Origin of the sequence: Bradyrhizobium sp., assembly GCF_036735945.1 — a bacterium.
Taxonomy (GTDB): Bacteria; Pseudomonadota; Alphaproteobacteria; order Rhizobiales; family Xanthobacteraceae; genus Bradyrhizobium.
Genome location: NZ_DAINNI010000067.1, coordinates 1 through 24,994, shown reverse-complemented (window position 1 = coordinate 24,994; position 24,994 = coordinate 1). Strand labels below are relative to the sequence as shown.

Genomic DNA, 24,994 nt, shown 5'->3' with positions numbered 1-24,994 from the left:
AAGATCGAGGCTTCCTGCGGCAGATAGCCGATGCCGAGCCGCGCGCGCTGGTACATCGGCAGCCTGGTGACGTCGTGGCCGTCGAGCTCGATCGCGCCGCGATCCGCCTTGATCAGGCCGGTGATCATGTAGAACACCGTCGTCTTGCCGGCGCCGTTCGGACCGAGCAGGCCAACCGCCTCGCCGCGGCGGACATAGATGCTGACGCCGCGCACGACCTGGCGCGTGCCAAAGCTCTTCTCGACGCTGTGCACGGCGAGGAAGCCGGGCCGCTTGATCAGTTGCGGCGCACCGCCGCCATTGGCCCTGGGGTTGGGATTGGGGTTGGGGCGCGGCCCCTGCGTGCGCGGACGCGGTTGGCGCGGCGGCTCGGCGTCCCCTTGCGGCTCGGGCAATTCCAGCCCGGGCAGAGCCGCGGAACGCGCCATCGGCGGCGCGTCGCGTACCGGGCTTGCCAGCATGTCGCCGAAGGAATCGCCGAGCGCGGTGATGTCCTCGCGCGACCGCGCAAAGCCCGCAGCGCCGCGCTTCGCGGGGCGTCGACGAAACATGCCGAGAAAATCCACCATCCCGCTTCGCTTCAGCCTTTCACGGTGACACCGCGACGCGCCCACCGGCGAATCGCTTCGCTGGCGAACCATGCATGAATGGATGTCCGTGCCCGGCGAAACACCCCTCCGCCCCCCGCTGCAGTAGATACAGGTTCATGCCGCCAGCTTCAACCGCACGGCGTCCAATTAATCTTTAAGCCGCTGATTCGCCTTATTTTTTACCAGGGATCAGCGACGGTATCTGGACCGGAGGCTGCTTTGCCCCACCCGAACCCGACCCGCAATTCTCGCCCTGGATGAACATGCCCTGCACCTTGCCGCTGTCGGATTCGACGCGCGAGACGCCGGTCGTCATGTCGACCTTGAGGCGGTCGCCCTTGAGCACGTTCTTGCACTGGGTGAGCACGACCCCACCGGCCATGGTGATCAGATTGGCGCGCGGATCGAAGATCGCGGTCTCGCCGGTCACGACCTGGTCCTTCTGCGTCACCACGACGGAGCCTCTGGCTTCCAGCCTTTTGATCGAAGAACTGCCGCCCGGCCCGGGCGTTGCGGACTGCATCGTTGCGGATTTTGCTCCCTTCGGCGCGGCGGGCTGCGGCGAGGCCGGCGCGGCGCCGGAATCGTAGAACACCACCAGCGATTTCGAGGTCATGGTGGTGTCGCCCTGCACAACCTTCACATTGCCTGAGAAGGTCGCCTCCTTTTTCTTGTCGCGCATTTCGAGCGAGGCCGCCTCGATCTGGATCGGCTGGTCGCGATTCTGCGAAAATCCCTGCAGCGCGTTCGGCACGCCCGACATGGCGCCCTGGGCGTGGACGTCACCGGACGCGAACAGCGCGAACGCAAGCACGGTGGGCGCAAGACTGCGCGAGACAAACTGCATCATTGATGTCACTTCGCGTTGACGGACTTGCCGGTGGCGGACCGCGTCTTCGGCGGTGGCGGCGGCTCGGGCTCCGGCTCCGGCGCCGCTGGACTTTCCATGACGAGATTCATCACGACGTTGCCGTCGAAGCGCACGACCTCGCCGCTGTCGATGATCTTGAGCCGGTCGGCGCTCAGCGTTCCGTTGAGCAGCTTGACGTCGACATGCTCGTCCGACGTCACCGTTCCCTTGTTGATGTCCACATAGGCCTGCGAGAGCCTGGCTTCGTAGCCGGTGGAGGATTGCAGGAAGATGTCCTTGCGCAGGTCCAGCATCTGCTGCTTGCTGTCGAAGACCCCCGTGCGCGCATCCATCGTCACCGTGCTCTTGTCCTCCATCATGACCTTGGCGCGCAGCGTCTGGAGCTCGACCTGATCGGGATTGGTCAGATCCTGGACCGCCGCCTTGGCCCATAATTCGTAGGGACGCTGGTCGGTGGAGAAACCGGCCATGTGCGGCGTCTCCATGGTGATCTTCGATCCCGACACGACGAGATTGCCGATGTCGATCGGCAGCTTCGCGATCTCCGCGATTCGAAACGGGTTGACGGCAGCGATGAAGATGATGGCAGCCATCGCCAGCGCCACAGCCACCGGAACCGCGACCCGCAGCATCCGCACCATCCGGCTGTGGCGGGCGGCCGCGGCGAAGCGGACCTGCAGTCCGGGGTCGTAGGCTGGGTTCTGTACCGAGTTCACCGGGGCTCCAAAGACGCCAGGAAAGCATCATTCTACCCGCAATCGCGGGATTATGCAGCCCGGACACTCGCGATCAGTATGTCGGAAACGGGGCGGAGGCGGCCGGTGGGAACCGCTTCGAATGGTCCCGCATCACGAATGCGCGAAGATGTCCTCGGCCTCCCAGCCGCCGAGATCGAGCTTGGCCCGGGTCGGCAGGAAGTCGAAACAGGCCTGCGCCATGGCGAGGCGATCCTCGCGCGCCAGCATGGTATTGAGGCGCTCGCGCAACGCATGAAGGTGCAGCACATCGGACGCGGCATAGGCGAGCTGCGCCTCGCTGAGGGTAGCAGCGCCCCAATCGCTCGACTGCTGCTGCTTGGAGAGATCGATGTTGAGCACTTCGCGCACCAGGTCCTTCAGGCCGTGGCGGTCGGTATAGGTACGCGTCAGGCGCGAGGCGATCTTGGTGCAATAGACCGGCTGCGGCATCACGCCGAACGTGTTGTAAAGCGTCGCGACGTCGAATCGCGCAAAGTGAAAGATCTTCGTGACGGCAGGATTGCCCAGCAGCGCCTTCAGATTCGGCGAGTCGGTATGACCTTTCGGAATCTGGATGACGTCGGCGCTGCCGTCGCCGTTCGACATCTGTACCACGCAGAGCCGGTCGCGGTGCGGGTTGAGCCCCATGGTCTCGGTATCGATCGCCACCGAATCCTTGTAGCGGGACAAGTCGGGCAGGTCGCCGCGATGCAGGCGGATGGTCATGTAGGGAGGCCTCTGTCTCAGTGGATTCGACGGAAACACTAGCGCCCGAAGCCGCGGGAGGCGAGCGGCCGCCCACGGCTTATAGGCCGGGAAATGACAACTCTGAGGAGATTTTTGTCCGCTTCATCAGGCCGTCGCCGGCGTCGCGGCCACGGAGCCAGCCGGGGTACTGGCGCGGCTCGAACACCCAGCGGCCGTTCCGCCGATTTTCCCATCCGCTGGCGGCGGCTGAAGCTCCGGGCTCTCGCCACCCAGAATTAAGTACAACGCATTATTTTCATTGATATATTTATCCAACTTCGCGCCAGACGGCGAATGCCGGCGGGGCGCGGTCCGGACGGGCACAGGACCGCATCTGATCCGGAATAACCGGGATATCGTTTCCGTCAGTGCTGGATTCGGTACAGCACGGCAAACGGCGCGGCATATACCGGCGTCAAGCCTTGGGGCGAGGGCGGCAACAGCGCCGGCGGATCGACCAGCAGCACGGCATCGAAATCGGCGCGCCAACGCTTGAGGTACGGCGCCTCCTTCAGCCTGGCGGCAGACAGGTTCGCATCGGACAGCCAGGTGAAATCCACCAGGCCGCCGGGAGACTGCGACAGCGGCCTGAACGCCGCGGTCAGTTCCATCGGCTGCTGCGCCGGATTGGCGAACAGAAGCGGCCAGAACGCGCGCCGTTCGATCACCATCAACGCGGTCAACGCGCTATCGAGCCTGGAGATGCCCGGCAGGGCCATTTCCGGTTGCTTGACCTGGGTGCCGGTCGCGCGCGGGCCGTGGGCGATCATCACGCGCGAACCGGGCGCAATCTGCGCCATCGCACCGCGCAGTTCCGCCAACGTCTGCCGATGGTCGATCCAGGTCGCGCCGATGTAGATCGTGCGGGCGCCGATCAGGGACGCGAATATCGTGCCGGCGACCACGGCCTCGCGCGGGCCGAGCGCCGGCCTGAATCCGGCGAACAGCAGCAATCCGGCGATCATGCCGACGCGAATGTCGACGAAGGTGCCACCCTTGATCTCGGAAGGCGCCACCGGATAGACCACCGCCAGAATGCCAAGCGCGATCCAGACCGCAGGGCTGACGCTTGTTCGCCGCCAGGAAATGGCGAGAAAGCCGATGACAATTGTCGCCGTCCACAGCGTCAGCCAGACATTCGTGGCCATGAACGGTGTCAGCAGCGTCCACAATTTGTAGCCCACGCCGGCAGCCGGCGCCGGCGCCGCCGCGCCTGCCGCCAGGGGCGTCGCGAGATAAAGCACCACCGCCGGGCTGATCGCAATCGCGAGCAAGACCGCCGTCCGCAGCATTTCGGCCGCCGTCAACTTTCCGCCGTGGCGCAAGGCCCGCAGGCGCGCGATCTCTTCGGCACCGATCAGCAATGAGAACACGAGCACGCCGAACAGATGGCAGAAGAACAAAATTGGCGTCGCCAATGTGGCGTAGGCGACCGCAGTCAATGTTTGGCCGCGCCGTCGCAGGACGATCCAGCCGGTCGCGAGCGCGAAGGCCAGTCCCAGCCCCAGCAGAAAGTTCATGAAGCCGAGATGGAAGATGCCGTTGAACGCGACGGTGCCCGACGCCAGCGGCCAGGTTGAAAATTCGCCGAACACACCGCGGCTGTAGACGATCACGCCCACCACCGGCGCGAAGAGACTGAGGGCCAGCAGAATCCTCCACCCGTGTGAACGTCGGTCAGCTTCAGCAGTCCGGCGCCAAGCACGTCCATGCCCAGATTTGGCATCAACCCCCAACGCGGCCGGTACATCTGCGACAGCTCCGGATCGTCCGGATGCGCCAGCACGAAGTAACGCGCCAGATGGTTCGGATAGTCGAGGATGGGAGGCACATCGACGAGGAAGAAGGGAATCGCAAGCACGATCGCAAGCGCCAGCGCTGTCACCAGCCAGAGCGCGCCCGGTACCTGCCGCGCGTCGGCCGACTGCCCGGACGCGGCAAGCTGACAGGAAAGATCAGCGCCGACGTCACCCGCCGAGGCGAGAGCGGGGAACCGACGATTTGCGGCCGCGCGATCGTGCATGTGTTTGCCGGCGAGACTTGACGTTGCTCTCGCCGTGGCTACCTGACCGTCAGGAAACAAATTGCTAATGAAGTTGAATACAACCTGCTTTGCACCCTTCAATTGTCCAATTCAGGAAGAGATGGCACTTCTCGCGGGAAGATGTAGCAGCAGCGCCCTCTGTCAGCCGCATGAGGGGCTCGCCGTCGGTCGCCGAGCGGGCCGTCTAGAACCGGTAGGTCGCTGTTCCCAGGACCGCCCGCCCCAAGCCGTAATAGCAGTCGCCCCGCGCGTAGCACGCCGCCACGTAGCGTTCGTCCGTGATGTTGTTGACGTTGATCTGCAGCCTGAATGGGCCGGGATCGTAGGCGATCATCATGTCGAACAGGGTGTAGGACGGGATGGTGTAGGTGTTGGTCTCTTCGTAGGACTTGCCGATGTAGCGCACGCCGGCGCCGACGGTGATGTCTCGTTGTCCGAGTGCGGTCAGGCGGTACTTGCCCCAGAGCGAAGCCTGGTTGGCGGGAACGCCCTCGACGGTCTTGCCGATATTGTCGCCGCTTTCGACCTTGGCATTGATGTAGGAGTAGCTGGCGATCACGTCGAAATCCGGCGTGACCTTGCCGATGACTTCGATTTCCGCGCCGCGGATTCGGACCTGGCCGATCTGGCTCGATGCGAATGGATTGGACGGATCGTTCGACGCGGCCAACCGGTTCCTTTCGACCGTGTCATAGATCGCGCCGTTGATCGCAAGGCCCTGCATCGGCGCGTATTTGAAGCCGACCTCGTAGATCTCGCCGCGCTGGTCCTTGCAAGGGCCGCTGACGCAGGTGCTGCCGCCATAGGTCGGACTGAAATACACCGGATTGAACGACTGCGCCCAGACCACGTAGGGATTGAAACCGACCGGCGTTTCGTACATCAGGCTCGCGCGACCTGTCGTCGCCGACCTGTCGCTGTCAGCCCCGGCAAAGCGCGTGGCGGCAGAATCCTGCCGGACGCCAACCGTGGCGAGCCAGGGACCGAGGCGCATCTGGTCCTGCGCATAGAGGCCGGTCTGGGTCTGCTTCGCGTCCGAAAGCCGCGCCAGATCAGGCAGCGGGAGGCTGGTGTAAACCGGCGCATAGAGATCGAACGGTGTCGGATCGAAGCCGCCGCCGACCGATGATCGCGCATAGAGGCCGCGATAGTCCACGCCGAACAACACCTTGTGCTCGAGCGCACCGGTGAGCGCCTTGACCTGGATATTGTTGTCCATGGTGAAGTTATCGTTCGATACCGCCTGGTTGGCGATGTAGCGGTTGACCGTGCGCCTCGAAGCGTCAAGGAACGGGTCGGCCGAGAACACATTCGCATAGACGCTGCGATAGATGCCGTCGACGTGGGCGTAGCGCATGTTCTGGGTGAATTTCACCGCGTCGTTGAAATTGTGCTCGAACAGGCTGCTGATGGCGCCGGTTTCGGTTTGATAGCGGTCGGTAGTGGGGTCGCCGACGAAACGGCTACGCGGGATGTAACCGTTGATGCCAGGCAACAGCGTGCCTTCGCGCGGCAGAAAGCCGTTGGTCGTGCCGGTCCGATCCTTCTGATAGACTCCGAGCACGGTCCAGCTCGTATTCGTCGTGGGGCGCCAGGTGAGCGAGGGCGCCAGCAGGGTGCGATTGTCAGGGACGAAATCGACCTGGGTACCGCTGTCACGAAACAGGCCGACGAAGCGATAGAGCCATTCGCCATCCTTCGTCACCTTGCCGGTCGAGTCCATCTGGACTTGCTTGCGACCGAAATTGTCGAAAGACACGCCCACTTCATTGTAGGCCTCCGCGCGCGGACGCTTGGAAATCAGGTTGACGAGACCCGCGGTTGACGTATCGCCATAGAGCACCGATGCAGGTCCACGAAACACCTCGATGCGTTCGAGCATATAGGGATCGACGCGCCACTCGTTGAAATTATTGCGGTTGTTGACCCGCGTGCCGTCGAGATAAAGGTTCGGATCCTGGCCGCGAACCTTGAAATAGTCGTTGCGTGAATCGACGCCGCCCGGCTCGGCGAATACGCCGGGCACGTAGCGCAGGGTTTCCTGGATGCTGCTGACACCCTGATCCCGCACGCGCTCCGCGCTGACAACCGAGATCGACTGTGCCGTCTGGCTCAGCGGCGTGTCGGTCTTGGTCCCGGTGCCGCTCTGCGTCGCGAGATAGCCTTGCACCGGACCCGTGGCGCTCTCCCGCGCCGGGGCAGCCGCGTTGCTGACCGGAGCGGACGGAGCATTGCCGCCACGATTCGCATTGCCTCGCGTAGCGGAGCGCGCCGATTGAGTGCGCTGTGGACGAACTGCAGGTCGCGGCTTCGCTTGCTCGACAACGACCGGGGGCAACTGACTGGCTGACTGCCCCGACGCAGAGACGTCGAATGCCAATGTCGCGAGCGCGATGGTCGAAGCCCCAAGAAAATATTTTGCGTTCATTCCAACACGCGCCCCATCCTTACCTGTGCAGAAGCGCAGCAGTAGCGACGGTGCCGAGTTGCAGAAAGCGACTTCAGGTTTTTACGAAGGTTGTATCGTAAGAAGCTATCTTAGAAGCGCTCTTGGAAAGTCTCTTGGAAGCTCTCTACGAAACAGCAGCGCCCGGTGCGTGCGATGCATTATTCCGCAGCAAGCGCCTGCGCGCCGGAATAGGCCGACGCTTCAATCGGTCGTAAACGAACAGCCCTTGAGTTGTCGCGCCTTGGCGTTCAACAAATCCGAAGGGCGATGCCGGCGGTCGGCGCATTGGCCGAACAAGCTGGCCAGCAAATGTTGCGCCCCGTCATGACGCGGGTTAGGCCAAGGCGCCATTCTGAGGGGACCAACTTCTTGGGGGCTAACCTGCCGGGATAGTCAAATATCCAGCAATGGGTGGTGCCCAGGAAAGGACTCGAACCTTCACGGCCGTGAAGCCACTGGCACCTGAAGCCAGCGCGTCTACCAATTCCGCCACCTGGGCACGTGGCGCGCTTAGTAAGGATCGGTCACGCGCTTGTCAAATCGCTTCAATGCCGGCCGAATAGGCTGTACAGGGAAGGCGGGTTGGCGTATCGCGATTCCGCGGAATTTCACTGAAATCTCTTGAATTCGACCGGCAGGAATTGACCATGGCATCGAACCTGGAAACGCTCGTCACGGTATTTGGCGGATCGGGCTTTCTGGGACGAAACGTGGTCCGTGCGCTGGCCAAGCGCGAATACCGGATCAGGGTGGCGGTGCGGCGGCCCGAGCTCGCCGGGCACCTGCAGCCGCTCGGCCGGGTCGGCCAGGTCCATGCCGTGCAGGCCAATGTGCGCTATCCGGCGTCCGTCGAGGCGGCGATGCGTGATTCGGCCGTCGTCATCAACCTGGTCGGCACGCTGACCGAAAGCGGCGCGCAGACTTTCGATTCGGTGCAGAGCAAGGGCGCCGGAACGATCGCAAGAGCGGCCGCGGCCGCCGGCGCGCGGATGGTGCATGTATCGGCGATCGGCGCCGACGAGAACGCGCTCTCGGCCTATGGCCGCTCCAAGGCGGCCGGCGAGCAGGCCGTGCTGGCGGCCGTGCCCTCGGCGACCATCCTGCGGCCATCGCTGCTGTTCGGGCCCGAGGACCAGTTCACCAACCGCTTTGCGGCGCTGGCCCGAATATCGCCGTTCCTGCCGCTGATCGGCGGCGGCGTGAACCGGGTGCAGCCGGCCTATGTCGGCGACGTCGCAGCCGCCGTCGCCGATGCCGTCGACGGCAAGACCGCTGATGGAAGCATCTACGAACTCGGCGGGCCGGAAGTGCTGACCATGCGCGAGATCATGGAAATCATTCTGGAGATCACCGACCGCAAGCGCATGCTGCTGTCGCTGCCGTTCGGGCTGGCCCGGTTCCAGGCGCTGTTCCTGCAATTCGCGCCCGGCATGTTGAAGCTGACGCCGGACCAGGTCGCGATGCTGCAGTCGGACAATGTGGTGTCTGATGCGGCGAAGGCCGCCCGCCTGACGCTGGAAGGGCTCGGCATCACGCCCGAATCGATCGAGGCGATCGCCCCGCAATATCTCTGGCGCTTCCGTGCCGCCGGCCAGTTTCAGCGCAAGAGCGCGTAAGCGCCAGATTACATCCCCAGCGCCAGCGCGACCAGGCCGAGCGTGCCGACGATGACGCGCCACCACGCGAAGAACGTAAATCCGTGGCGGGTGACATAGGTGAGGAACGTCTTCACCACGATCATCGCGGTGATGAACGAGACCACGAAGCCGATCGCGAGGATGCCGACGTGATCGACCGTCATCTCGGCGCGATTCTTGTAGAAATCATAGGCGAACGCCCCGATCATGGTCGGGATCGCGAGAAAGAACGAGAATTCGGCGGCCGAGCGCTTGTCGCCGCCGAGCAGCATCGCCGCCACGATGCTGGCGCCGGAGCGCGACACGCCGGGGATCATCGCCACGCATTGCGCGATGCCGATGTACAGATACATCATCAGCGGATAGCGGGTGGCGTCATCGTGGCGCGGCTTGAGCTCGAGCTGATCGACCCAGAGCAGGATGGCGCCACCGACGATCAGCGTGAAGCACACTACCCACGGATTGAACAACAGCTCCTTGATGTACTTGCCGACCGCGAGGCCGACCACCACCGCCGGCAGGAACGCGATCAGCAGGCCGATCACGAAACGGCGGTCGTCAGGATTGGTGAACATGCCGAGTGCGACGCGCCACAGCTTGCCGAAATACAGCACGACGATGGCGAGGATCGCGCCGAGCTGAATCAGGATCACGAAACTCTGCCAGAAGGCGCCCTCGCCGAGGCCGAAGAAGCGCTGCGCCAGCAGCATGTGACCGGTGGAGGAAACGGGGAGAAATTCCGTGATACCCTCGATGATGCCGAGAATCACCGCTTTCACTGCTTCCGACATCATGATGTGGTCCATTTCGACGAGAAAGGCCGCGCCCTTCTCGCCTATTCGTTTCCCTGTCGCAATCGCAAAAAAACGCCAAAACACAGGTTGCCACAAACGTCTGCTTGGCTAGTGTCCCGATTCGCTTGACGCGGTTTTTGAGGGTTCCTCGGTCGCCGCGAATTTACCTATGGGATTTTATGTACACGCTTTATCACCACCCGTTCTGTCCGCATTCGCGCTTCGTTCGCCTGGTGCTTGGCGAACACGGCCTCGACCTGCGCCTGGTGGAAGAGCGGGCGTGGGAGCGCCGCGAGGGGTTTCTGCTGCTCAATCCCGCGGCGAACACGCCGGTATTGATGGCTGACGGCTTTCCGCCGATCCCGGGCGCCGGCGTGATCGCCGAATATCTCGACGAGACCCACGGCCTGGAGGCGGGCGACCGACGGCTATTGCCGGCCGCGATGGGCGAGCGTGTCGAGGTGCGCCGCCTGATGGCGTGGTTCAACGACAAGTTCTTCGAGGAAGTCTCCAATCCGCTGGTGACCGAGCGCATCTACAAGCGCTTCATGAGCGAGGAGAATGGCGGCGGGGCGCCGTCGACCGACGTGATCCGCGCGGCCAAGGTCAATGTGCGCTATCATCTGGCCTATATCGGCTGGCTGGCGCAGACCCGGAACTTCCTTGCCGGCGACCGGCTGACCTACGCGGATCTCGCCGCCGCGGCGCATCTTTCGGCGATCGACTATCTGGGCGACGTGCCATGGAGCGAGGACGAGGCGGCAAAGGCGTGGTACGCGCGGGTGAAGTCCCGCCCGTCGTTCCGTCCGCTGCTGAGCGAGTGGCTGGCGGGCGTGCCGGCGTCGCGCACCTACGTGGACCTCGACTTCTGAACGAGACCAGGCTCGCCGCTGCCGAATTGAAGGCCGCGCTCGGACGCGAAGCTGCGACGCTCGGTTTCGACTGCATCGGCGTGACCGATCCCGAGGCCATCGGCCGCGCGGCAGGATATTTCCGCGAATTCCTCGATGCCGGCGCGCATGGCGACATGGACTGGCTCGCGGCGCAACCGGAACGTCGCATGGACCCGCGCGTGCTGTGGCCCGGCGTGCGCTCGATCATCATGCTCGGCGTCAACTATGGACCGACGGAAGATCCGCTCGCGCTGCTCGAAGAGCGCACGCGCGGCGCGATCTCGGTCTATGCGCAGGGCGACGATTATCACGACGTCATCAAGAAGCGCCTGAAGACGCTGGCGCGCTGGCTGTTCGCAACCTCCGGCGAAGACGTGAAGGTGTTCATCGATACCGCGGCCGTGATGGAAAAGCCGCTGGCGCAGGCGGCCGGCCTCGGCTGGCAGGGCAAGCACACCAACCTCGTCTCGCGCGATCTCGGCTCATGGCTGTTTCTCGGCGCGATCTTCTCGGCATCCGACCTGCCGCGCGACGAGGCCGGTACTGATCGTTGCGGCTCCTGCAATGCCTGCCAGGAGATCTGCCCGACGGCGGCGTTTCCGGCGCCCTACAAGCTCGATGCGCGGCGCTGCATTTCATACCTGACGATCGAGAACAAGGGCCCGATCCCGCACGAATTCCGCAAGAGCATCGGCAACCGCATCTATGGCTGCGACGATTGCCTTGCGGTGTGCCCGTGGAACAAGTTCGCGCAAGCGGGACGCGAAGCAAAGCTCGCCGCCCGCGACGAACTGCGCGCGCCCGCGCTTTCCGACCTCGCGCGGCTGAATGACGCCGCGTTTCGCGCGCTGTTTTCGAAATCGCCGGTCAAGCGCGTCGGGCGCGATCGCTTCATCCGCAACGTGCTGATCGCGATCGGCAATGCGGAGGATACGTCGCTGGCGGTCGAGGCAGAGCGCCTGCTCGACGATGCCAGCCCGCTGGTGCGCGGCGCGGCGGTATGGGCGCTGTCGCAGCTGGTGGGGCGCGAAAGATTTGACGCGCTGGCCGCGACGGCGCTCGGCGCCGAAGCGGATGAAGGCGTGCGGGCGGAGTGGCGCAGCACCACCGTTGCCTGACCCTCACCCTGAGGAGCGCGTAGCGCGTCTCGAAGGGCGAGGCCACAGTTGGGCCTGCATAGTTCGAGACGGCGCTTCGCGCCTCCTCACCATGACGGTCGTAGTGCTCTTGATTTCCCGCGACGAAATCCGTCATGTTTCCGAACCATGAAAAATGAGCCCTTCTTCACCAAACGCGGCGACGCCTTCATCCCCTATCCGGTCGCCAACGGTCCGTGGGACCCGAACTCGATGCACGGTCGCGTCGTGATCGGTCTCCTGGCCCACGCGATCGAGGAGCGTCACGGCTCCGACGAATTCGTCCCGGCGCGGCTGACGGTCGACATGTTTCGGCTGCCGAACATCCAGACGCCGGTGGAAATCACAACGGGGCTGGTCCGCGACGGCAAGCGGATCAAGGTGGTGGAGGCCGAGTTCTTTTCCGGCGGCACCAGCATGGCACGCGCCTCCTGCCAGCTATTGCGTCGGACCGAAAATGCGCCCGGCAACGTCTGGTCGCCGGCGAACTGGGACGCGCCATTGCCCGACACGATCCCGGCGCCGACCGATCGTCGGCTGGGCATGAATGGCAAATGGACGACGCGGCCGATTGTCGGCGCGATGGGATCGCTCGGCCCCCGGCGGCTATGGATGAGCGAGGTCCGCGAACTGGTCGAGGGCACGCCGATGTCGCCGTTCGTCCATGTCGCAACCGGCGCCGATTTCGCCAGCCCGTTCGCCAATGCCGGCGACCAGGGGCTCGGCTACATCAACAGCGACGTCACGCTGTACCTGCACCGCCTGCCCGTGACGCGATGGATCGGATTCGACGTGGTGAACCACCACGCCAGCGACGGCATCGCGATCGGCGAGTGCTGGCTCTATGATGAGAAAGGGCCGATCGGCACCTCGACCGTCGCGGCGCTGGCCCAGCGCAAGCCGATGACGAATGTGCCGCCGCCGTAGGGGCACCGTCATTCCGGGGCGATGCGAAGCATCGAACCCGGAAGCTCGAGATTCCGGGTTCATCGCTGCAGCGATGCCCCGGAATGACGACGGCACTTTCACTCAAACCAGATGCCGCTTCATCTCCGGCCGCGCTTTCAGCGCCGCACCCTGCTTCGCGACGATCTTCGTGATCCGCTCCGGCGCGAACTGCAGATCGACGAAGGCCGGCGCGGTGTTGGCGACCTCGTGATATTCCGCGATCTTGCCGTCGCGCAGGCGCATGATCGCGACGCCCTCGAACATCGCGCGTGCGCCTTTTGCTTCCGGCAGTGTCGAGCGGTAGCTGAAGGTGTAGCGCACGTAGAGGGTCTCGCCGTTGCTGACGGGATCATGCATGTCCCAGCGAAAATCGTTTGCCGTGCGGTAGAACCAGTCGTCGATCAGGCCGGCGATCTTCGCGCGGCCTTCGAACGCGCCGTAGAAGACGTCGTGATAGACGCCGTCCTCGGTGAAGAGATCCGCGAACGCTTTGCCGTTGCGCTGCTCGACGGCGTCGCAGAAGGCGCGGAGCATGGTGGATGGGTTCATGTTCATGGCATCGACTCTCTCGATCGTCATTTCCCGCCTTGTGCGCCATTGCGCACTGGGGCGGGGAATCCAGTATTCCAGAGACGGCGCCGTTAATCGATAGGCCGCGGCGTACTGAATCGTCCGCTTTCGCGGACGATGACACCGCGGTTGCAGAAGCTCACCCCATCTCCGCTACCGCCGCCATGATGCGCGCGATGTCCTGCGGGCGCGACAGGCGATGGTCGCCGTCCTGGATCATGGTCAGAACCACGTCTTCCGCCGGCAGCCGGTGCGCCAGCGCAAAGGCGTGCTGCCAGGGCACGTCGGGATCCTTCGCGCCCTGCAGGATGCGCACCGGGCATCCGACCTCGATCGCGCTGCCGAGCAAGAGGTGATTGCGCCCCTCCTCGATCAGGGCGCGGGTGATCGGATAGGGCGTGCCGTCACCATACTCGGAGGGCCGCATCCACACGCCCCTGGTCCTGATCTCCTCGCGAATCTCGTCGGAGAAGCCGTTCCACATCAATTGCTCGGTGAAATCGGGCGCCGGCGCGATCAGCACGAGCCCGGCGAGCGACGCGGCCATCTGGCGTTTGGCGATTTCCCGCGCCAGCAGCAGCGCCATCCAGCCGCCCATCGACGAGCCGATCACGACCTGCGGCCCCCGGCAAAACTGCTCGAATACCGCAACCGCCTCCTCCAGCCAGCGGCCAATGGTGCCGTCGATGAAGGTGCCGCCTGATTCGCCATGCCCGGAATAGTCGAACCTGACGCAGGCGCGGCCCTGCTCGGCGGCGAAGACATCCAGCGCCAGCGCTTTGGTGCCGCGCATGTCGGAATTGAAGCCGCCGAGCCAGAACAGCCCCGGCGAGCCGCCGGTCCGGGCGCGGACCGCGATCCGGCGCCGCCCGTCACCCTCACCCACCTCGATAAAGGCCGGTTCCTGGTCTGATGTCGCGGAATTGGTCATGGATCGGTCACCCTTAACAGCCGCTTTGTCGGCGAGCCGGCCCCACCGGTCAAGCGCGACCTCCCGGCGCTTGCGGATCACGCGGCTCCGCTATATTTGCCAGACGTGACCGAAATGCCTCGCATTTGACGGTTTTGGCGCCCAGAGATCGCGAGTTCGCTTGCTGTTGTCAGCGTATTGCTTCAAACTACGCGCCTTCCCTTTCATAACTTTGGAGAACTACCCATTCGCCGTCCCAACAGAGCCCCGCCCGCCGCAACCAAAGACGGGCCGCGCACCAATGACGATATCCGCAACGCGCAGATCCAGCTGATCGATCAGAACGGCACCAACCACGGAACGGTTGAGACCATGATCGCCATCAAGATGGCCCTCGAAGTGGGCATGGATCTTGTCGAGATTTCGCCGAACAACGTTCCTCCCGTTTGCAAGATCATGGACTACGGGAAGTTCAAGTATTCGGCACAGAAGAAGGCCGCCGAGGCCCGCAAGAAGCAGAAAGTCGTCGAGATCAAGGAGATCAAGCTGCGGCCGATGATCGACGATCACGACTACGACGTGAAGATGCGGGCGATGCAGCGGTTCTTCGAGGAAGGCGACAAGGTCAAGATCACCTTGCGCTACCGTGGCCGCGAGATGGCGCATCAGGAGATCGGCACCAAGCTGTTGGACAAGGTGAAGGCCGACGTCGCCGAATTCGCCAAGGTCGAGCAGGACGCCAGGTTCGAGGGACGCCAGGTCGTGATGGTGCTGGCGCCGCGCTAGGCTGAATCGGTTGGTTGGATATGCGGCCCGTCAGGTGATCTGGCGGGCCGTTTTTTGTAGCCCCGGCTAGCTCCGCGTCGCCTGCCAGGTGCCGCTGCAGCGGTCGCCGGTGATGATGCCGCGCCAGACCCCGGCGCCGCTGGCGCTGTTGAGCCGGCCGCCGCCGTTGGCATGGGACGCGCCGACGGATACGTAGACCGCGACCGCGCCACGCCGGCTGACCGAGCCGGAAACCCGGCCACCGCCGGCCGACGAGACCCGGCTGCCGGCGACCGTGAACGGCACGCGGTAGCCCGAACTGCAATTGCCCCTGGTGGTCGCGAACACCACGTTCCAGACCCCGTCATAGGCCCCGCCCCGCACGCGGCGGGCCGCTTCGGCGCTGCCTGGCCCGGCCATGGCGGCGAGCACGGCAAGCGCGGGGAGCCAGCGCCACGCGCGCAGGCGGGAGGACCCACCCATGCCGGGTGTCGAGCGGTGAAAACAGGCGAGAAAATCGGTCATGGTTCCAGCTCCCGACCAGGAGATTAATGACCTCTCGGGTAGGTAGCCGGACCGGCCCTGCCGGTTCATCATTGCCAATTGGCGCTTCCTCTGCCATAAGCCCGACCTTCATCGCCCGGCTGATCAAGGGCTGCCGTGTCGATGTCCGTGCGGGTTTCCCTGATTTTTGGAAAAACCTGAGCACTATCAACGCTCTAACGAGCAATTTAGCCGACAGAAGCGCCCCTCGGGCGCGTTTTTCTGTGGCCACAGGAGAGCCAAATGCCCAAGCTGAAGACCAAGTCAGGCGCCAAAAAGCGCTTCAAGGTGACTGCCACCGGCAAAGTGATGCACGCCCAGCGCGGCAAGCGCCACGGCATGATCAAGCGGACGAAGAAGCAGATTCGTCAGCTCCGCGGCACCCGCGTGCTGTTCAAGACCGACGGCGACAACGTCAAGAAGTACTTCTTGCCGAACGCGTAAAGCGCGCGTTCCCGTCCATCACAGCCGAGCCGCGTCCGCGCGGCAATCCCGTCACCTCATTTCTGATCAAGGATACCAGTCATGTCTCGCGTCAAACGCGGTGTGACCGCCCACGCCAAGCACAAGAAAGTCTACAAGGCCGCCAAGGGCTATTACGGCCGCCGCAAGAATACGATCCGCGTCGCCAAGCAGGCCGTCGAGAAGGCCGGCCAGTACGCCTTCCGCGACCGCAAGCGCAAGAAGCGCACCTTCCGCGCGCTCTGGATCCAGCGCCTGAACGCGGCCGTGCGTCCGTTCGGGATGACCTACAGCGTGTTCATCAACGGCCTGTCGAAGTCGGGCATCACGGTGGACCGCAAGGTGCTGTCGGATCTCGCCATCAACGAGCCGGCGGCGTTCCAGGCGATCGCCGAGAAGGCCAAGGCCGCGCTCGCGGCGTAAGTTCTGATCGCTACGGCGTCTTGCAACTCCGGTGTCATGTCCCGCCTTGTGCGCAATTGCGCACTCGGGCGGGGCAGCCAGTAACCACCGATCGACATTCCTGATACCCCGGGGGTTACTGGATCATCCGCATTCGCGGATGATGACAGCCCCGTTGGACTGCGAGCGCGTTCCCCAAGAGGCACCCGTCTCCATGTCCGATCTCGTTCAACTCGAATCCCAGATCCTCACCGATATCGCAGCCTCCGGCGACGAAGCCGCGCTTGAAGCCGTACGCGTCGCGGCGCTCGGCAGGAGAGGCTCGATCTCCGCGCTGCTTGGGACGCTCGGCAAGATGTCGCCCGACGAGCGCAAGACGCAGGGGGCGGCGATCAACCTCGCCAAGGACAAGGTGACCCAGGCGCTCGCCGCGCGCCGCGACATCCTGAAGTCTGCCGCGCTCGATGCGCGGCTTGCCTCGGAAACCATCGACGTCACGCTGCCCTTGCGTGAGAACGCCGCCGAACAGGGTCGCATCCATCCGCTGAGCCAGGTCTTTGAGGAGGTCAACACGATCTTCGCCGACATGGGATTTGCCATCGCCGAAGGTCCAGACATCGAGACCGACGATTACAACTTCACCAGGCTGAATTTCCCGGAAGGGCATCCGGCGCGGGAGATGCACGACACCTTCTTCTTCAATCCGAAGCAAGACGGCTCGCGCATGCTGCTGCGCACGCACACCTCGCCGGTGCAGGTGCGCACGATGCTGTCGCAGAAGCCGCCGATCCGCGTGGTCTGCCCGGGCCGCACCTATCGCATCGATTCGGATGCGACCCATACGCCGCAATTCCACCAGGTCGAGGGCCTCGTCATCGACAAGGGCTCGCATCTCGGCCACCTCAAATGGATCCTGCACGAGTTCTGCAAGGCGTTCTTCGAGGTCGACCACATCAACATGCGCTTCCGCCCGTCGTTCTTTCCGTTCACCGAGCCCTCGCTCGAGGTCGACATCCAGTGCCGGCGCGACAAGGGCGAGATCCGTTTCGGCGAAGGCGAGGACTGGCTCGAGATTCTCGGCTGCGGCATGGTCCATCCGAACGTGCTGCGCGCCTGCGACATCGATCCCGACGTCTACCAGGGTTTTGCCTGGGGCATGGGCCTCGACCGCATCGCGATGCTGAAATACGGCATCGCCGATCTTCGCCAGTTGTTCGAGAACGATGTGCGCTGGCTCAATCACTACGGCTTCAAGCCGCTCGACGTCCCGACGCTCGCCGGGGGATTGAGCACGTGATTGCAGTCCCTGAGAAATATCAGGGTTTGCGTTGCTTCGCGTTCGGCGACGGCCCCGATCTGGCTGACGAACTGCTCGACCTCGTGATCGGGGGACGCAAGACCGCGACCTGCTCCACCGAGGACGAGCCGAACACCTCGACGCCGGGCGAGCGATGGATCGTGCGCGACGGGCGCGGCACGCCGCGCTGCGTGATCGAGACTATCGAGGTCACCTATCGCCGCTTCCCCGAAGTGGATGCCGCCTTTGCCTATGAAGAAGGCGAAGGCGACCGCAGCCTCGACTACTGGCGCCAGGCGCACCGCACTTATTTTGGCCGGCAAGGCAAGTTTCGCGAAGACATGATGCTGATGTGCGAACGCTTTCGCTTGGTCGAGGTGTTTGCGCAGGCGGAGACGCCATGAGCGGGATTGGGGTGCTATCGGTCTCTGTCGTGCCTTCTCTCACCGCTGCCTTCGCGGAGAGAGCCCCCACCCTGACCCTCCCCCGCAAGCGGGAGAGGGAATGGACAGCGTTCGCCGCGAGCGCTGAAGCACACGATAAGCCGGCCAGATTTCGCCGGGACGTTTCCCCAAGACGGCTCGGACTCCCTCTCCCGCTTGCGGGGGAGGGCTGGGGTGGGGGTGTCTCCGCAACGGAGGTGTCGATGGTTGATCCTGAGCATCCCGACTGGAAAGTCTCGGCCAGACTACGCTCCAATGCACAGGCGCTCCGCGAGAACTCGACTGACGTTGAACGAATCCTTTGGTCAGCGCTTCGCAACCATCGTCTGAATGGCGCCAGCTTCCGTCGCCAGGTGCCCATCAAGAACTTCATTGCCGACTTCGTCTGTCACGCCGCCAAACTGGTGATCGAGATCGATGGCGGCCAACATTTTTCCGATGAGGCCGAGCGACGAGACGCCGCCCGGTCGGCTGTAATTGAAGCGCAAGGCTTCAAGGTTCTTCGCTTCAGCAACCACGACGTGATGACGAACCGCGCCGGCGTGCTCGAAACGATTGCCGCTGCCGTTGCGGAGAGAGCCCCCACCCTGACCCTCCCCCGCAAGCGGGAGAGGGGACAAGAGAAGCAAACCCCATGAAATTCACGCTCTCCTGGCTGAAGGAACATCTCGACACTGACGAGCCGCTGGAAAAGCTTGCCGACAAGCTGACCATGATCGGGCTCGAGGTCGAGAACATCGAGGACAAGGCAAGGCAGCTTGCGCCGTTTTCGATCGCGCGGGTGATTTCCGCCGAGCAGCATCCGAACGCGGATCGCCTGCGTGTCTGCATGGTCGATACCGGCGACGGCGCGGCGCCGGTGCAGGTGGTCTGCGGCGCGCCGAATGCGCGCGCCGACCTGATCAGTGTGTTCTCGCCGCCCGGCACCTTCATCCCGGGCAAGAACATCACGCTGGGCGTCGGCACCATCAGGGGCGTCGAAAGCCGGGGCATGCTGTGCTCGGCGGCCGAACTGCAGATTTCCGACGACCATGACGGCATCATGGAACTGCCGGCCGATGCGCCTGTCGGCAAGGGCTATGCCGAATGGGCGGCTCTTGGCGATCCCGTCATCGAAATCAATCTGACGCCGAACCGCCAGGACTGCACCGGCGTGCACGGCATCGCGCGCGATCTCTCCGCCGCCGACATGGGCAAGTTCATCGATCCCGGCATCAAGCCGATCAAGGGCGAATTCCCCTGCCCCGTGACAGTGACGGTGGAAGACGCGACGCTGTGCCCGGGCTTCGCGCTGCGGCTGGTGCGCGGCGTCAGGAACGGCCCCTCCCCGGAATGGCTGCAGAAGCGGCTGGCCTCGATCGGGCTGCGGCCGATCAATGCGCTGGTCGACATCACGAACTTCATGACCTACGACCGCGCCCGTCCCCTGCACGTGTTCGATGCGAAGAAGGTGACGGGAAATCTCACCGTGCGGCGCGCGAAGGACGGCGAGAGCCTGCTGGCGCTCGACGGCCGCACCTACACGCTCGATCCCGCGATCTGCGTCATATCAGACGAGCACGGCGTCGAATCGCTCGCCGGCATCATGGGCGGCGAGACCTCGGGCTGCGACGAGAACACGACCGACGTGCTGATCGAATCGGCGCTGTGGAACGAGATCAACATCGCGCAGACCGGGCGCAAGCTCGGCATCAATTCGGATGCGCGCTACCGCTTCGAGCGCGGCGTCGATCCGGCCTTCATGGTGCCGGGCCTGGAGCTTGCGACCAGGATGGTGATGGAACTCTGCGGCGGCGCGCCGTCGGAGACCGTCGTCGTCGGCAAGGCTTTTGGCGACGACCGCATCATCGATTTCCCGCTGAGCGAGGTCAAACGGCTCGCCGGCATCGAGGTGCCGCTGGTCGAGATGAAGCGCATCCTCGGCCATCTCGGCTTCATGGTCGCCGGCAACGGACCGGTGCTGAAGGTCGCCGTTCCCTCCTGGCGCACCGACGTGCACGGCAAGGCTGACATCGTCGAGGAAGTCGTGCGCATCGTCGGCGTCGACAAGGTGCCGATGACGCCGTTCGAGCGTGGCGACGACGCCCGCAAGCCGGTGCTGACCGCGATGCAGAACCGCACCCGCCGCGCCAAGCGCGCGCTGGCGGCGCGCGGCATGGTCGAGGCCGTGACCTGGTCGTTCATCTCCAGGCCTCATGCCGAACTGTTCGGCGGCGGAAAGGGCGAGCTTGCGCTTGCCAACCCGATCGCCTCCGACCTCTCTGACATGCGGCCGAGCCTGCTGCCTGGTCTCGTCGCCGCCGCGCAGGCCAACGCCAACCGCGGCTTCTCCGATGTCGCGCTGTTCGAGGTCGGCCAGATCTTCCGGGGCGACAGGCCCGGGGACCAGTTCGTCGCCGCCGCGGGCGTGCGCCACGGCTACGCGTCCGCCACGGGCATCGGCCGGCACTGGTCGGGCTCCGCCATGACGGATGCGCTCGACGCCAAGGCCGATGCCTTCGCGGTGCTCGCGGCCGCGGGCGCGCCGATGCAGGCGCTGCAGATCGTGCCCGGTGGCGCGAGCTGGCTGCATCCGGGACGCTCCGGCACCATCCAGATCGGCCCGCAGAATGTGCTGGGATATTTCGGCGAACTGCATCCGCGCGCGTTGGAGGCGCTCGGCGCCGACGGCCCGCTTGTCGCGTTCGAGGTGATCCTCGACCGCATTCCCGATGCCAAGAAGAAGCCGACCCGCGCCAGGCCGCTGCTCGAACTCTCGGCGTTCCAGCCGGTGTCGCGCGACTTCGCCTTCATCGTCGATCGCAGCGTGAAAGCCGGCGACATCGTCCGCGCGGCGCAAGGCGTCGACAAGAAGCTGATCACTGACGTCTCCGTGTTCGACATCTATGAAGGCAAGGGTATCGACCCCGACAAGAAGTCGATCGCCATTGCGGTGACGATCCAGCCGCGCGAGAAAACCCTGACAGACCAGGAGATCGACGCGGTCGCCGCGAAGATCGTGGCCGAGGTGACGAAGAAGACCGGCGGCACGCTGCGGGGATGACGCCGCTCGTTCCGGCGGACATCAGTTTCAACGCGGCGGTTGCAATCGGCGCCGTCGCCTTCGTCTCGGGGACCGCGCGCGGATTTTCCGGATTCGGCTCGGCGCTGATCTTCATGCCGCTGGCGAGCTCGATCGCCGATCCGCGGCTGGTCGCCGCGCTGCTGCTGCTCGTCGATTTCGTCGCCGCCGCGCCGCTGCTGCCGAATGCGTGGCAGAAGGCCGACCGCAAGGCTACCGCGGTCATGGTGGCGGGCGCGCTGGTCGGCGTACCCATCGGCACCTACTTCCTCAGCCGCCTCGAGCCGGTGACGACCCGCTGGATCATTTCCGCCTTCGTGTTCGCGCTGCTGCTGCTTCTGCTCTCGGGCTGGCGCTATCGCGGCAAGGAGCATCCGTCGATCGCGGTCGGCATCGGCGGTCTCTCAGGCTTTTGCAGCGGCCTTGCGCAGACCGGCGGCCCGCCGATCGTCGCCTACTGGCTCGGCCGTCCGCTGCCTCCGGTGATTGCCCGCGCCAATATCGTATTGTTTTTCGGCGCATCGGATTTCTTCTCCGCCGTCAGCTATGCCGCGACCGGCCTGATCACGATGGATGCGATCAAGTTCGCGCTGGTGGTCGGTCCTGTCTACGGCGTCGGCGTCTGGTTCGGCGCGTCGCTGTTCGGCAAGGCCAGCGAAACGGTGTTCCGCGCGATCTGCTACGCGCTGATCGCCGCCGCCGTGATCTTCGGCCTGCCGGCGCTGGATGGCGTGCTGCGCTGACGGCGCGCAAGCGCTATTCCATCACCAGATCGCAATACGCATAGCCATCGCGCTCGACGCGTTCGCCTGTCGCGACCGTCAGCCGCCGCGAAAACATCGGTCCCGCGACCACGCAGGTATGAAACTCGCCGTTCTCGCCGCAAGCGTCGACGCCATCGGGCAGATCGGCCAGCAACGCCGCATCGAATCTGCGTCCTGCAAATTCCGCCGGCATCTTCTTCAGATCGACCGTCGCGAGAACCGCTTCCAGCCCGCTGGCGATCATCGCCCGCGCCAATGCGTCGGTCGGCCGCTCCCACAGGGGAAACACCGCCGTGATGCCGGTGCCGGCCAGCTTCTGTTCGCGATAGGCGCGGATATCGGCGAGAAAGAGATCGCCGAAGATCATATGCGTGACGCCGTCAGCGACAGCCTTTGCAACCGCCTCGCCCATCCGCGCCTCGTAGATTTCGTTCGGGCAGGGATAGGGAATCGGCACGATCCGCTGCGGCAGGCCGGCAGCTTCGCACTGCGCCTGCAATATTTCCTGCCGCACGCCGTGGATCGAGACGCGACCGAACGTCTCCGTCACCGTGGTCAGCGCGCCGATGATATCGAATTCGCCGGCGCGCATCATCTCATTCAGCGCGTAGGCCGAGTCCTTGCCGCTCGACCAGGAGATCAGGGCTTTCGGGCGGGCCATCAGTTGATCCGAGATCCCGCCCCGCGCCGCCGCTGCTTTGCCGGACGCGCTTCCGGCTCAGCATCCCGCAGCGCGCCGATCCGCCGCAGTGCCGCCTCCGCCGCCCGCTCGCCGCTGTCCCAGGCGCCGTCGATCGTTCCCCACAGCGTTTCATGGGTCGCTTCGCCGGCGAGATAGATGCAGCCGAATGGTTCGCCCAGGACCTTGCGCGAGGATTGCGCGCCGGGACCAGCCGCCGACATCGCGCCGAGCGCGAACGGCGCCGCGTTCCAGCGCGTCGCGCTCGATTTCTTGACGGCGGCGGCCGCCTCGCTGCCGAACAGTTTTGTCAGCCATTCGACCGCAAACGCCACCATCGCCTTCTCGCCCTGCGCGGAGAGATCGCGGCCGAACGAGCCGCCGACGTCGACCGTGCAGAGCGCCGATCCGCCCATGTTGGCGAATATCAGCCCGGTCTTCATCGAATCGCTCTTCTCGATGATGAGGTCGTCGCGCGAAAGCCCGAGCGGATTGCCCGGCATCTGCAGCGCGATCCGGTCGTAGCTGCCGAGGCTCAGCCTGGAAGCCGCTTCCAGCGCGCGCTTCGGAATGTCGGGCGCGAACTTGATGTTGCCTGCCGCCAGCACGTTGGTCGAGACGGTGACGACGGCGGCGCGCGCTGCGATCTTGCCTGCCGGTGTTTCCACGCTGACATCGCGGTTGCTCCAGACGATGCGGTTGGCCGGCGTCGACAGCGACAGCGGCACCTGCTCGCCGAGCTTTGCGATCAGCGTGCCCAATCCCTGACGACAGCCGATCGCGGTGTTGCGGTCCTGCGCGCGCGACTTGTCGCCGACGGAGAGGTCCTTGAGATCCTTGCCGGCGAAACTGGCGCCGAGCACGAACTCCGCGGTGCCCGCCCAGTCGCCGAGATCCTTCGGCAGCACGGAAGCGCAGGAGACGTCGAGCCGCCGCGCAGCCTCGTCGATCGCGCGGTTGGCGCGCACCACGGCCGCCAGGAACTCCTCGGTCTCGCCGGCGCGGGCGTTGCGACGGCCGATGCGGATCTTCTGGCCGGCGGGCGCGGTGATGATCTCGAGTCCCGCCGCGCGCGCGAGCCTGATCATCGGATTGGTCTCGGGATTGTGCATCCAGCGCGCGCCGCGATCGAACGGCACGTCGAAGGTCGAGCTGTCGGTCAGGCAGCGGCCGCCGATCTCGCTTGTGGCTTCGACCACAATCACCTTGCGATTCGCCGCCATGACGCGCCGCGCCGCAGCAATGCCGGCGGCGCCCGCGCCGATCACGACGATGTCAGCCTCGCGCGGCAACGGCGCCGCGCCGGCAAATTGACGTGAAAAAACCGGCGTTATCGCAAGGCCCGCGGACGCCGACAGAAAAGTGCGGCGGGTCAAAGTCATGTCATGGTTTCCACGGCCTGAACAAGCGGAGAACAGCCCGCGAACTGTGCCGCATCTCACGCCGTGCAGCAACACTCATGGTAAATCAATCATGATTGATCCCGCTTTCGCATGAACTAAATTGAAACGGCTTGCGACCATGATAAGGAAACAAAAAAAGCGGAAGAAAAGCCGGTTCAGGGGAGTTTCATGGGCGTAATGCTCGACACGATCGGTCAGTTGATCGCCGGCTACCTGCAAAAGGAAGTGCCGGGCTACGAGCCGTTTACGCCCAGCGATCCCGAGCATCTGCGCGGCGTCATCGCCGCCGGCGACGTGCTGCTGGTTGAAGGCAACAACCGCATTTCCGGCATCATCAAGTATCTCACGCAATCCACCTGGTCGCATGCCGCGCTCTATGTCGGCCCGATCGACGGCGCCAGCGAGCCCGACGGCGAACCGCACGTGCTGATCGAGGCCAATATCGGCGAAGGCGTCACCTCGGCGCCGCTATCGAAATATTTTCCCTATCACACCCGCCTCTGCCGCCCGATCGGCCTGTCCTATGAGGACCGCACCACGGTGTGCCGCTATGCCATCAACCGCATCGGCTTCGGCTACGACACCAAGAACATCGTCGACCTGATGCGCTTTTTAGTTCCGCTGCCGGTACCGCAGCGCTGGCGTCGGCGCATGATCGCGTTCGGTTCCGGCGATCCCACCAAGATGATCTGCTCGGCGCTGATCGCGCAGGCGTTCGACGCCGTGCGCTACCCGATCCTGCCCAAGATCACCCGCGCCGCCTCACGAACGGCCCGGCGCGAGATCCTGCATATCCGCGACTCCTCGCTCTACATGCCGCGCGATTTCGACATCTCGCCCTATTTCGAA

The 24,994-nt window shown here is 64.5% G+C and carries 26 protein-coding genes and 1 tRNA gene; 13 read left to right on the top strand and 14 right to left on the bottom strand.

What is annotated here, in order from left to right:
- The 8 genes from V7E26_RS19780 to V7E26_RS19745 form a co-directional block, all read right to left on the bottom strand.
- On the bottom strand, positions 1-569 hold a 569-nt coding region (locus V7E26_RS19780; protein WP_324419281.1), incomplete at its 3' end, for an ATP-binding cassette domain-containing protein.
- A gap of 193 nt (positions 570-762) precedes the next feature.
- Positions 763-1,440 carry an LptA/OstA family protein gene (locus V7E26_RS19775; RefSeq protein ID WP_442893436.1) on the bottom strand — a complete coding sequence of 226 codons (678 nt, stop codon included), beginning with the start codon at positions 1,438-1,440 and terminating at the stop codon, positions 763-765.
- Positions 1,441-1,445: 5 nt separating this feature from the next.
- Positions 1,446-2,177, bottom strand: coding sequence for an LPS export ABC transporter periplasmic protein LptC (gene lptC / locus V7E26_RS19770; protein WP_324419277.1), 732 nt, complete (start codon positions 2,175-2,177; stop codon positions 1,446-1,448).
- A 132-nt stretch (positions 2,178-2,309) separates the two neighbouring features.
- Positions 2,310-2,924, bottom strand: a complete 615-nt coding sequence (locus V7E26_RS19765; RefSeq protein WP_324419275.1) for a ribonuclease D — start codon at positions 2,922-2,924, stop codon at positions 2,310-2,312.
- A gap of 386 nt (positions 2,925-3,310) precedes the next feature.
- Positions 3,311-4,561, bottom strand: coding sequence for a hypothetical protein (locus V7E26_RS19760; RefSeq protein ID WP_324419273.1), 1,251 nt, complete (start codon positions 4,559-4,561; stop codon positions 3,311-3,313).
- Positions 4,558-5,070 (bottom strand): hypothetical protein, encoded by a 513-nt coding sequence (locus tag V7E26_RS19755; RefSeq protein ID WP_324419270.1) that lies wholly within the window; start codon positions 5,068-5,070, stop codon positions 4,558-4,560. Before V7E26_RS19755 ends, V7E26_RS19760 begins: the two co-directional genes overlap by 4 nt.
- 103 nt (positions 5,071-5,173) lie before the next feature.
- Positions 5,174-7,159: a TonB-dependent siderophore receptor gene (locus V7E26_RS19750; RefSeq protein WP_324419268.1), complete on the bottom strand. Its 1,986-nt coding sequence runs from the start codon at positions 7,157-7,159 to the stop codon at positions 5,174-5,176.
- Positions 7,160-7,850: 691 nt separating this feature from the next.
- Positions 7,851-7,937, bottom strand: a tRNA-Leu gene (locus V7E26_RS19745).
- A gap of 148 nt (positions 7,938-8,085) precedes the next feature.
- Between V7E26_RS19745 and V7E26_RS19740 the strand changes: the two genes are divergently transcribed.
- Positions 8,086-9,054, top strand: a complete 969-nt coding sequence (locus V7E26_RS19740; RefSeq protein ID WP_324419266.1) for a complex I NDUFA9 subunit family protein — start codon at positions 8,086-8,088, stop codon at positions 9,052-9,054.
- Between the two features lie 8 nt (positions 9,055-9,062).
- On the opposite strand, the gene V7E26_RS19735 is transcribed toward V7E26_RS19740, so the two are convergent.
- Positions 9,063-9,869, bottom strand: coding sequence for an undecaprenyl-diphosphate phosphatase (locus tag V7E26_RS19735; RefSeq protein WP_324419264.1), 807 nt, complete (start codon positions 9,867-9,869; stop codon positions 9,063-9,065).
- Between the two features lie 179 nt (positions 9,870-10,048).
- Here V7E26_RS19735 and V7E26_RS19730 point away from each other — a divergent pair, with 179 nt between their 5' ends.
- From V7E26_RS19730 to V7E26_RS19720, 3 genes are all read left to right on the top strand, one after another.
- Positions 10,049-10,741 (top strand): glutathione S-transferase family protein, encoded by a 693-nt coding sequence (locus tag V7E26_RS19730; RefSeq protein WP_324419262.1) that lies wholly within the window; start codon positions 10,049-10,051, stop codon positions 10,739-10,741.
- Entirely contained in the window at positions 10,690-11,880 is a 1,191-nt protein-coding gene (gene queG, locus V7E26_RS19725) for a tRNA epoxyqueuosine(34) reductase QueG (protein WP_324419260.1), read from the top strand. Before V7E26_RS19730 ends, queG begins: the two co-directional genes overlap by 52 nt.
- A 147-nt stretch (positions 11,881-12,027) precedes the next feature.
- Positions 12,028-12,825 carry a thioesterase family protein gene (locus V7E26_RS19720; protein ID WP_324419258.1) on the top strand — a complete coding sequence of 266 codons (798 nt, stop codon included), beginning with the start codon at positions 12,028-12,030 and terminating at the stop codon, positions 12,823-12,825.
- A 102-nt stretch (positions 12,826-12,927) separates the two neighbouring features.
- Here the strand turns inward: V7E26_RS19720 and V7E26_RS19715 are convergent, their stop codons facing one another.
- Positions 12,928-13,395, bottom strand: a complete 468-nt coding sequence (locus V7E26_RS19715; protein WP_324419285.1) for a nuclear transport factor 2 family protein — start codon at positions 13,393-13,395, stop codon at positions 12,928-12,930.
- 160 nt (positions 13,396-13,555) lie between these two features.
- The gene (locus tag V7E26_RS19710; protein ID WP_324419256.1) at positions 13,556-14,347 is read right to left on the bottom strand and encodes an alpha/beta hydrolase; all 792 of its coding nucleotides are present in this window, start codon (positions 14,345-14,347) and stop codon (positions 13,556-13,558) included.
- A gap of 225 nt (positions 14,348-14,572) precedes the next feature.
- On the opposite strand from V7E26_RS19710, the gene infC reads away from it, so the two are divergent.
- The gene (infC, locus tag V7E26_RS19705; protein ID WP_324419283.1) at positions 14,573-15,112 is read left to right on the top strand and encodes a translation initiation factor IF-3; all 540 of its coding nucleotides are present in this window, start codon (positions 14,573-14,575) and stop codon (positions 15,110-15,112) included.
- Between the two features lie 66 nt (positions 15,113-15,178).
- On the opposite strand, the gene V7E26_RS19700 is transcribed toward infC, so the two are convergent.
- Entirely contained in the window at positions 15,179-15,574 is a 396-nt protein-coding gene (locus V7E26_RS19700) for a hypothetical protein (RefSeq protein WP_324419254.1), read from the bottom strand.
- Positions 15,575-15,877: 303 nt separating this feature from the next.
- Here V7E26_RS19700 and rpmI point away from each other — a divergent pair, with 303 nt between their 5' ends.
- The 7 genes from rpmI (at position 15,878) to V7E26_RS19665 (ending at position 22,042) form a co-directional block, all read left to right on the top strand.
- Positions 15,878-16,078 carry a 50S ribosomal protein L35 gene (gene rpmI, locus V7E26_RS19695; protein WP_008539890.1) on the top strand — a complete coding sequence of 67 codons (201 nt, stop codon included), beginning with the start codon at positions 15,878-15,880 and terminating at the stop codon, positions 16,076-16,078.
- Positions 16,079-16,159: 81 nt separating this feature from the next.
- Entirely contained in the window at positions 16,160-16,519 is a 360-nt protein-coding gene (gene rplT / locus V7E26_RS19690; protein ID WP_324419124.1) for a 50S ribosomal protein L20, read from the top strand.
- Positions 16,520-16,712: 193 nt separating this feature from the next.
- Positions 16,713-17,795 carry a phenylalanine--tRNA ligase subunit alpha gene (gene pheS / locus V7E26_RS19685; protein ID WP_324419122.1) on the top strand — a complete coding sequence of 361 codons (1,083 nt, stop codon included), beginning with the start codon at positions 16,713-16,715 and terminating at the stop codon, positions 17,793-17,795.
- Positions 17,792-18,199 (top strand): ASCH domain-containing protein, encoded by a 408-nt coding sequence (locus V7E26_RS19680; RefSeq protein WP_324419120.1) that lies wholly within the window; start codon positions 17,792-17,794, stop codon positions 18,197-18,199. The genes pheS and V7E26_RS19680 overlap by 4 nt, the downstream gene beginning before the upstream one ends.
- 242 nt (positions 18,200-18,441) lie before the next feature.
- Entirely contained in the window at positions 18,442-18,876 is a 435-nt protein-coding gene (locus V7E26_RS19675; RefSeq protein WP_324419118.1) for an endonuclease domain-containing protein, read from the top strand.
- Entirely contained in the window at positions 18,873-21,281 is a 2,409-nt protein-coding gene (gene pheT / locus V7E26_RS19670; RefSeq protein ID WP_324419116.1) for a phenylalanine--tRNA ligase subunit beta, read from the top strand. Before V7E26_RS19675 ends, pheT begins: the two co-directional genes overlap by 4 nt.
- Complete coding sequence (locus tag V7E26_RS19665) at positions 21,278-22,042, top strand: sulfite exporter TauE/SafE family protein (protein ID WP_324419114.1); 765 nt, start codon at positions 21,278-21,280, stop codon at positions 22,040-22,042. Before pheT ends, V7E26_RS19665 begins: the two co-directional genes overlap by 4 nt.
- Positions 22,043-22,055: 13 nt before the next feature.
- On the opposite strand, the gene V7E26_RS19660 is transcribed toward V7E26_RS19665, so the two are convergent.
- Positions 22,056-22,724 carry an ATP-binding protein gene (locus V7E26_RS19660; RefSeq protein WP_324419112.1) on the bottom strand — a complete coding sequence of 223 codons (669 nt, stop codon included), beginning with the start codon at positions 22,722-22,724 and terminating at the stop codon, positions 22,056-22,058.
- A complete protein-coding gene (locus V7E26_RS19655; RefSeq protein ID WP_324419110.1) occupies positions 22,724-24,124 on the bottom strand; it encodes a flavin monoamine oxidase family protein in 1,401 nt (466 codons plus the stop codon). Before V7E26_RS19655 ends, V7E26_RS19660 begins: the two co-directional genes overlap by 1 nt.
- 189 nt (positions 24,125-24,313) lie before the next feature.
- On the opposite strand from V7E26_RS19655, the gene V7E26_RS19650 reads away from it, so the two are divergent.
- On the top strand, positions 24,314-24,994 hold a 681-nt coding region (locus tag V7E26_RS19650), incomplete at its 3' end, for a YiiX/YebB-like N1pC/P60 family cysteine hydrolase (RefSeq protein WP_324419108.1).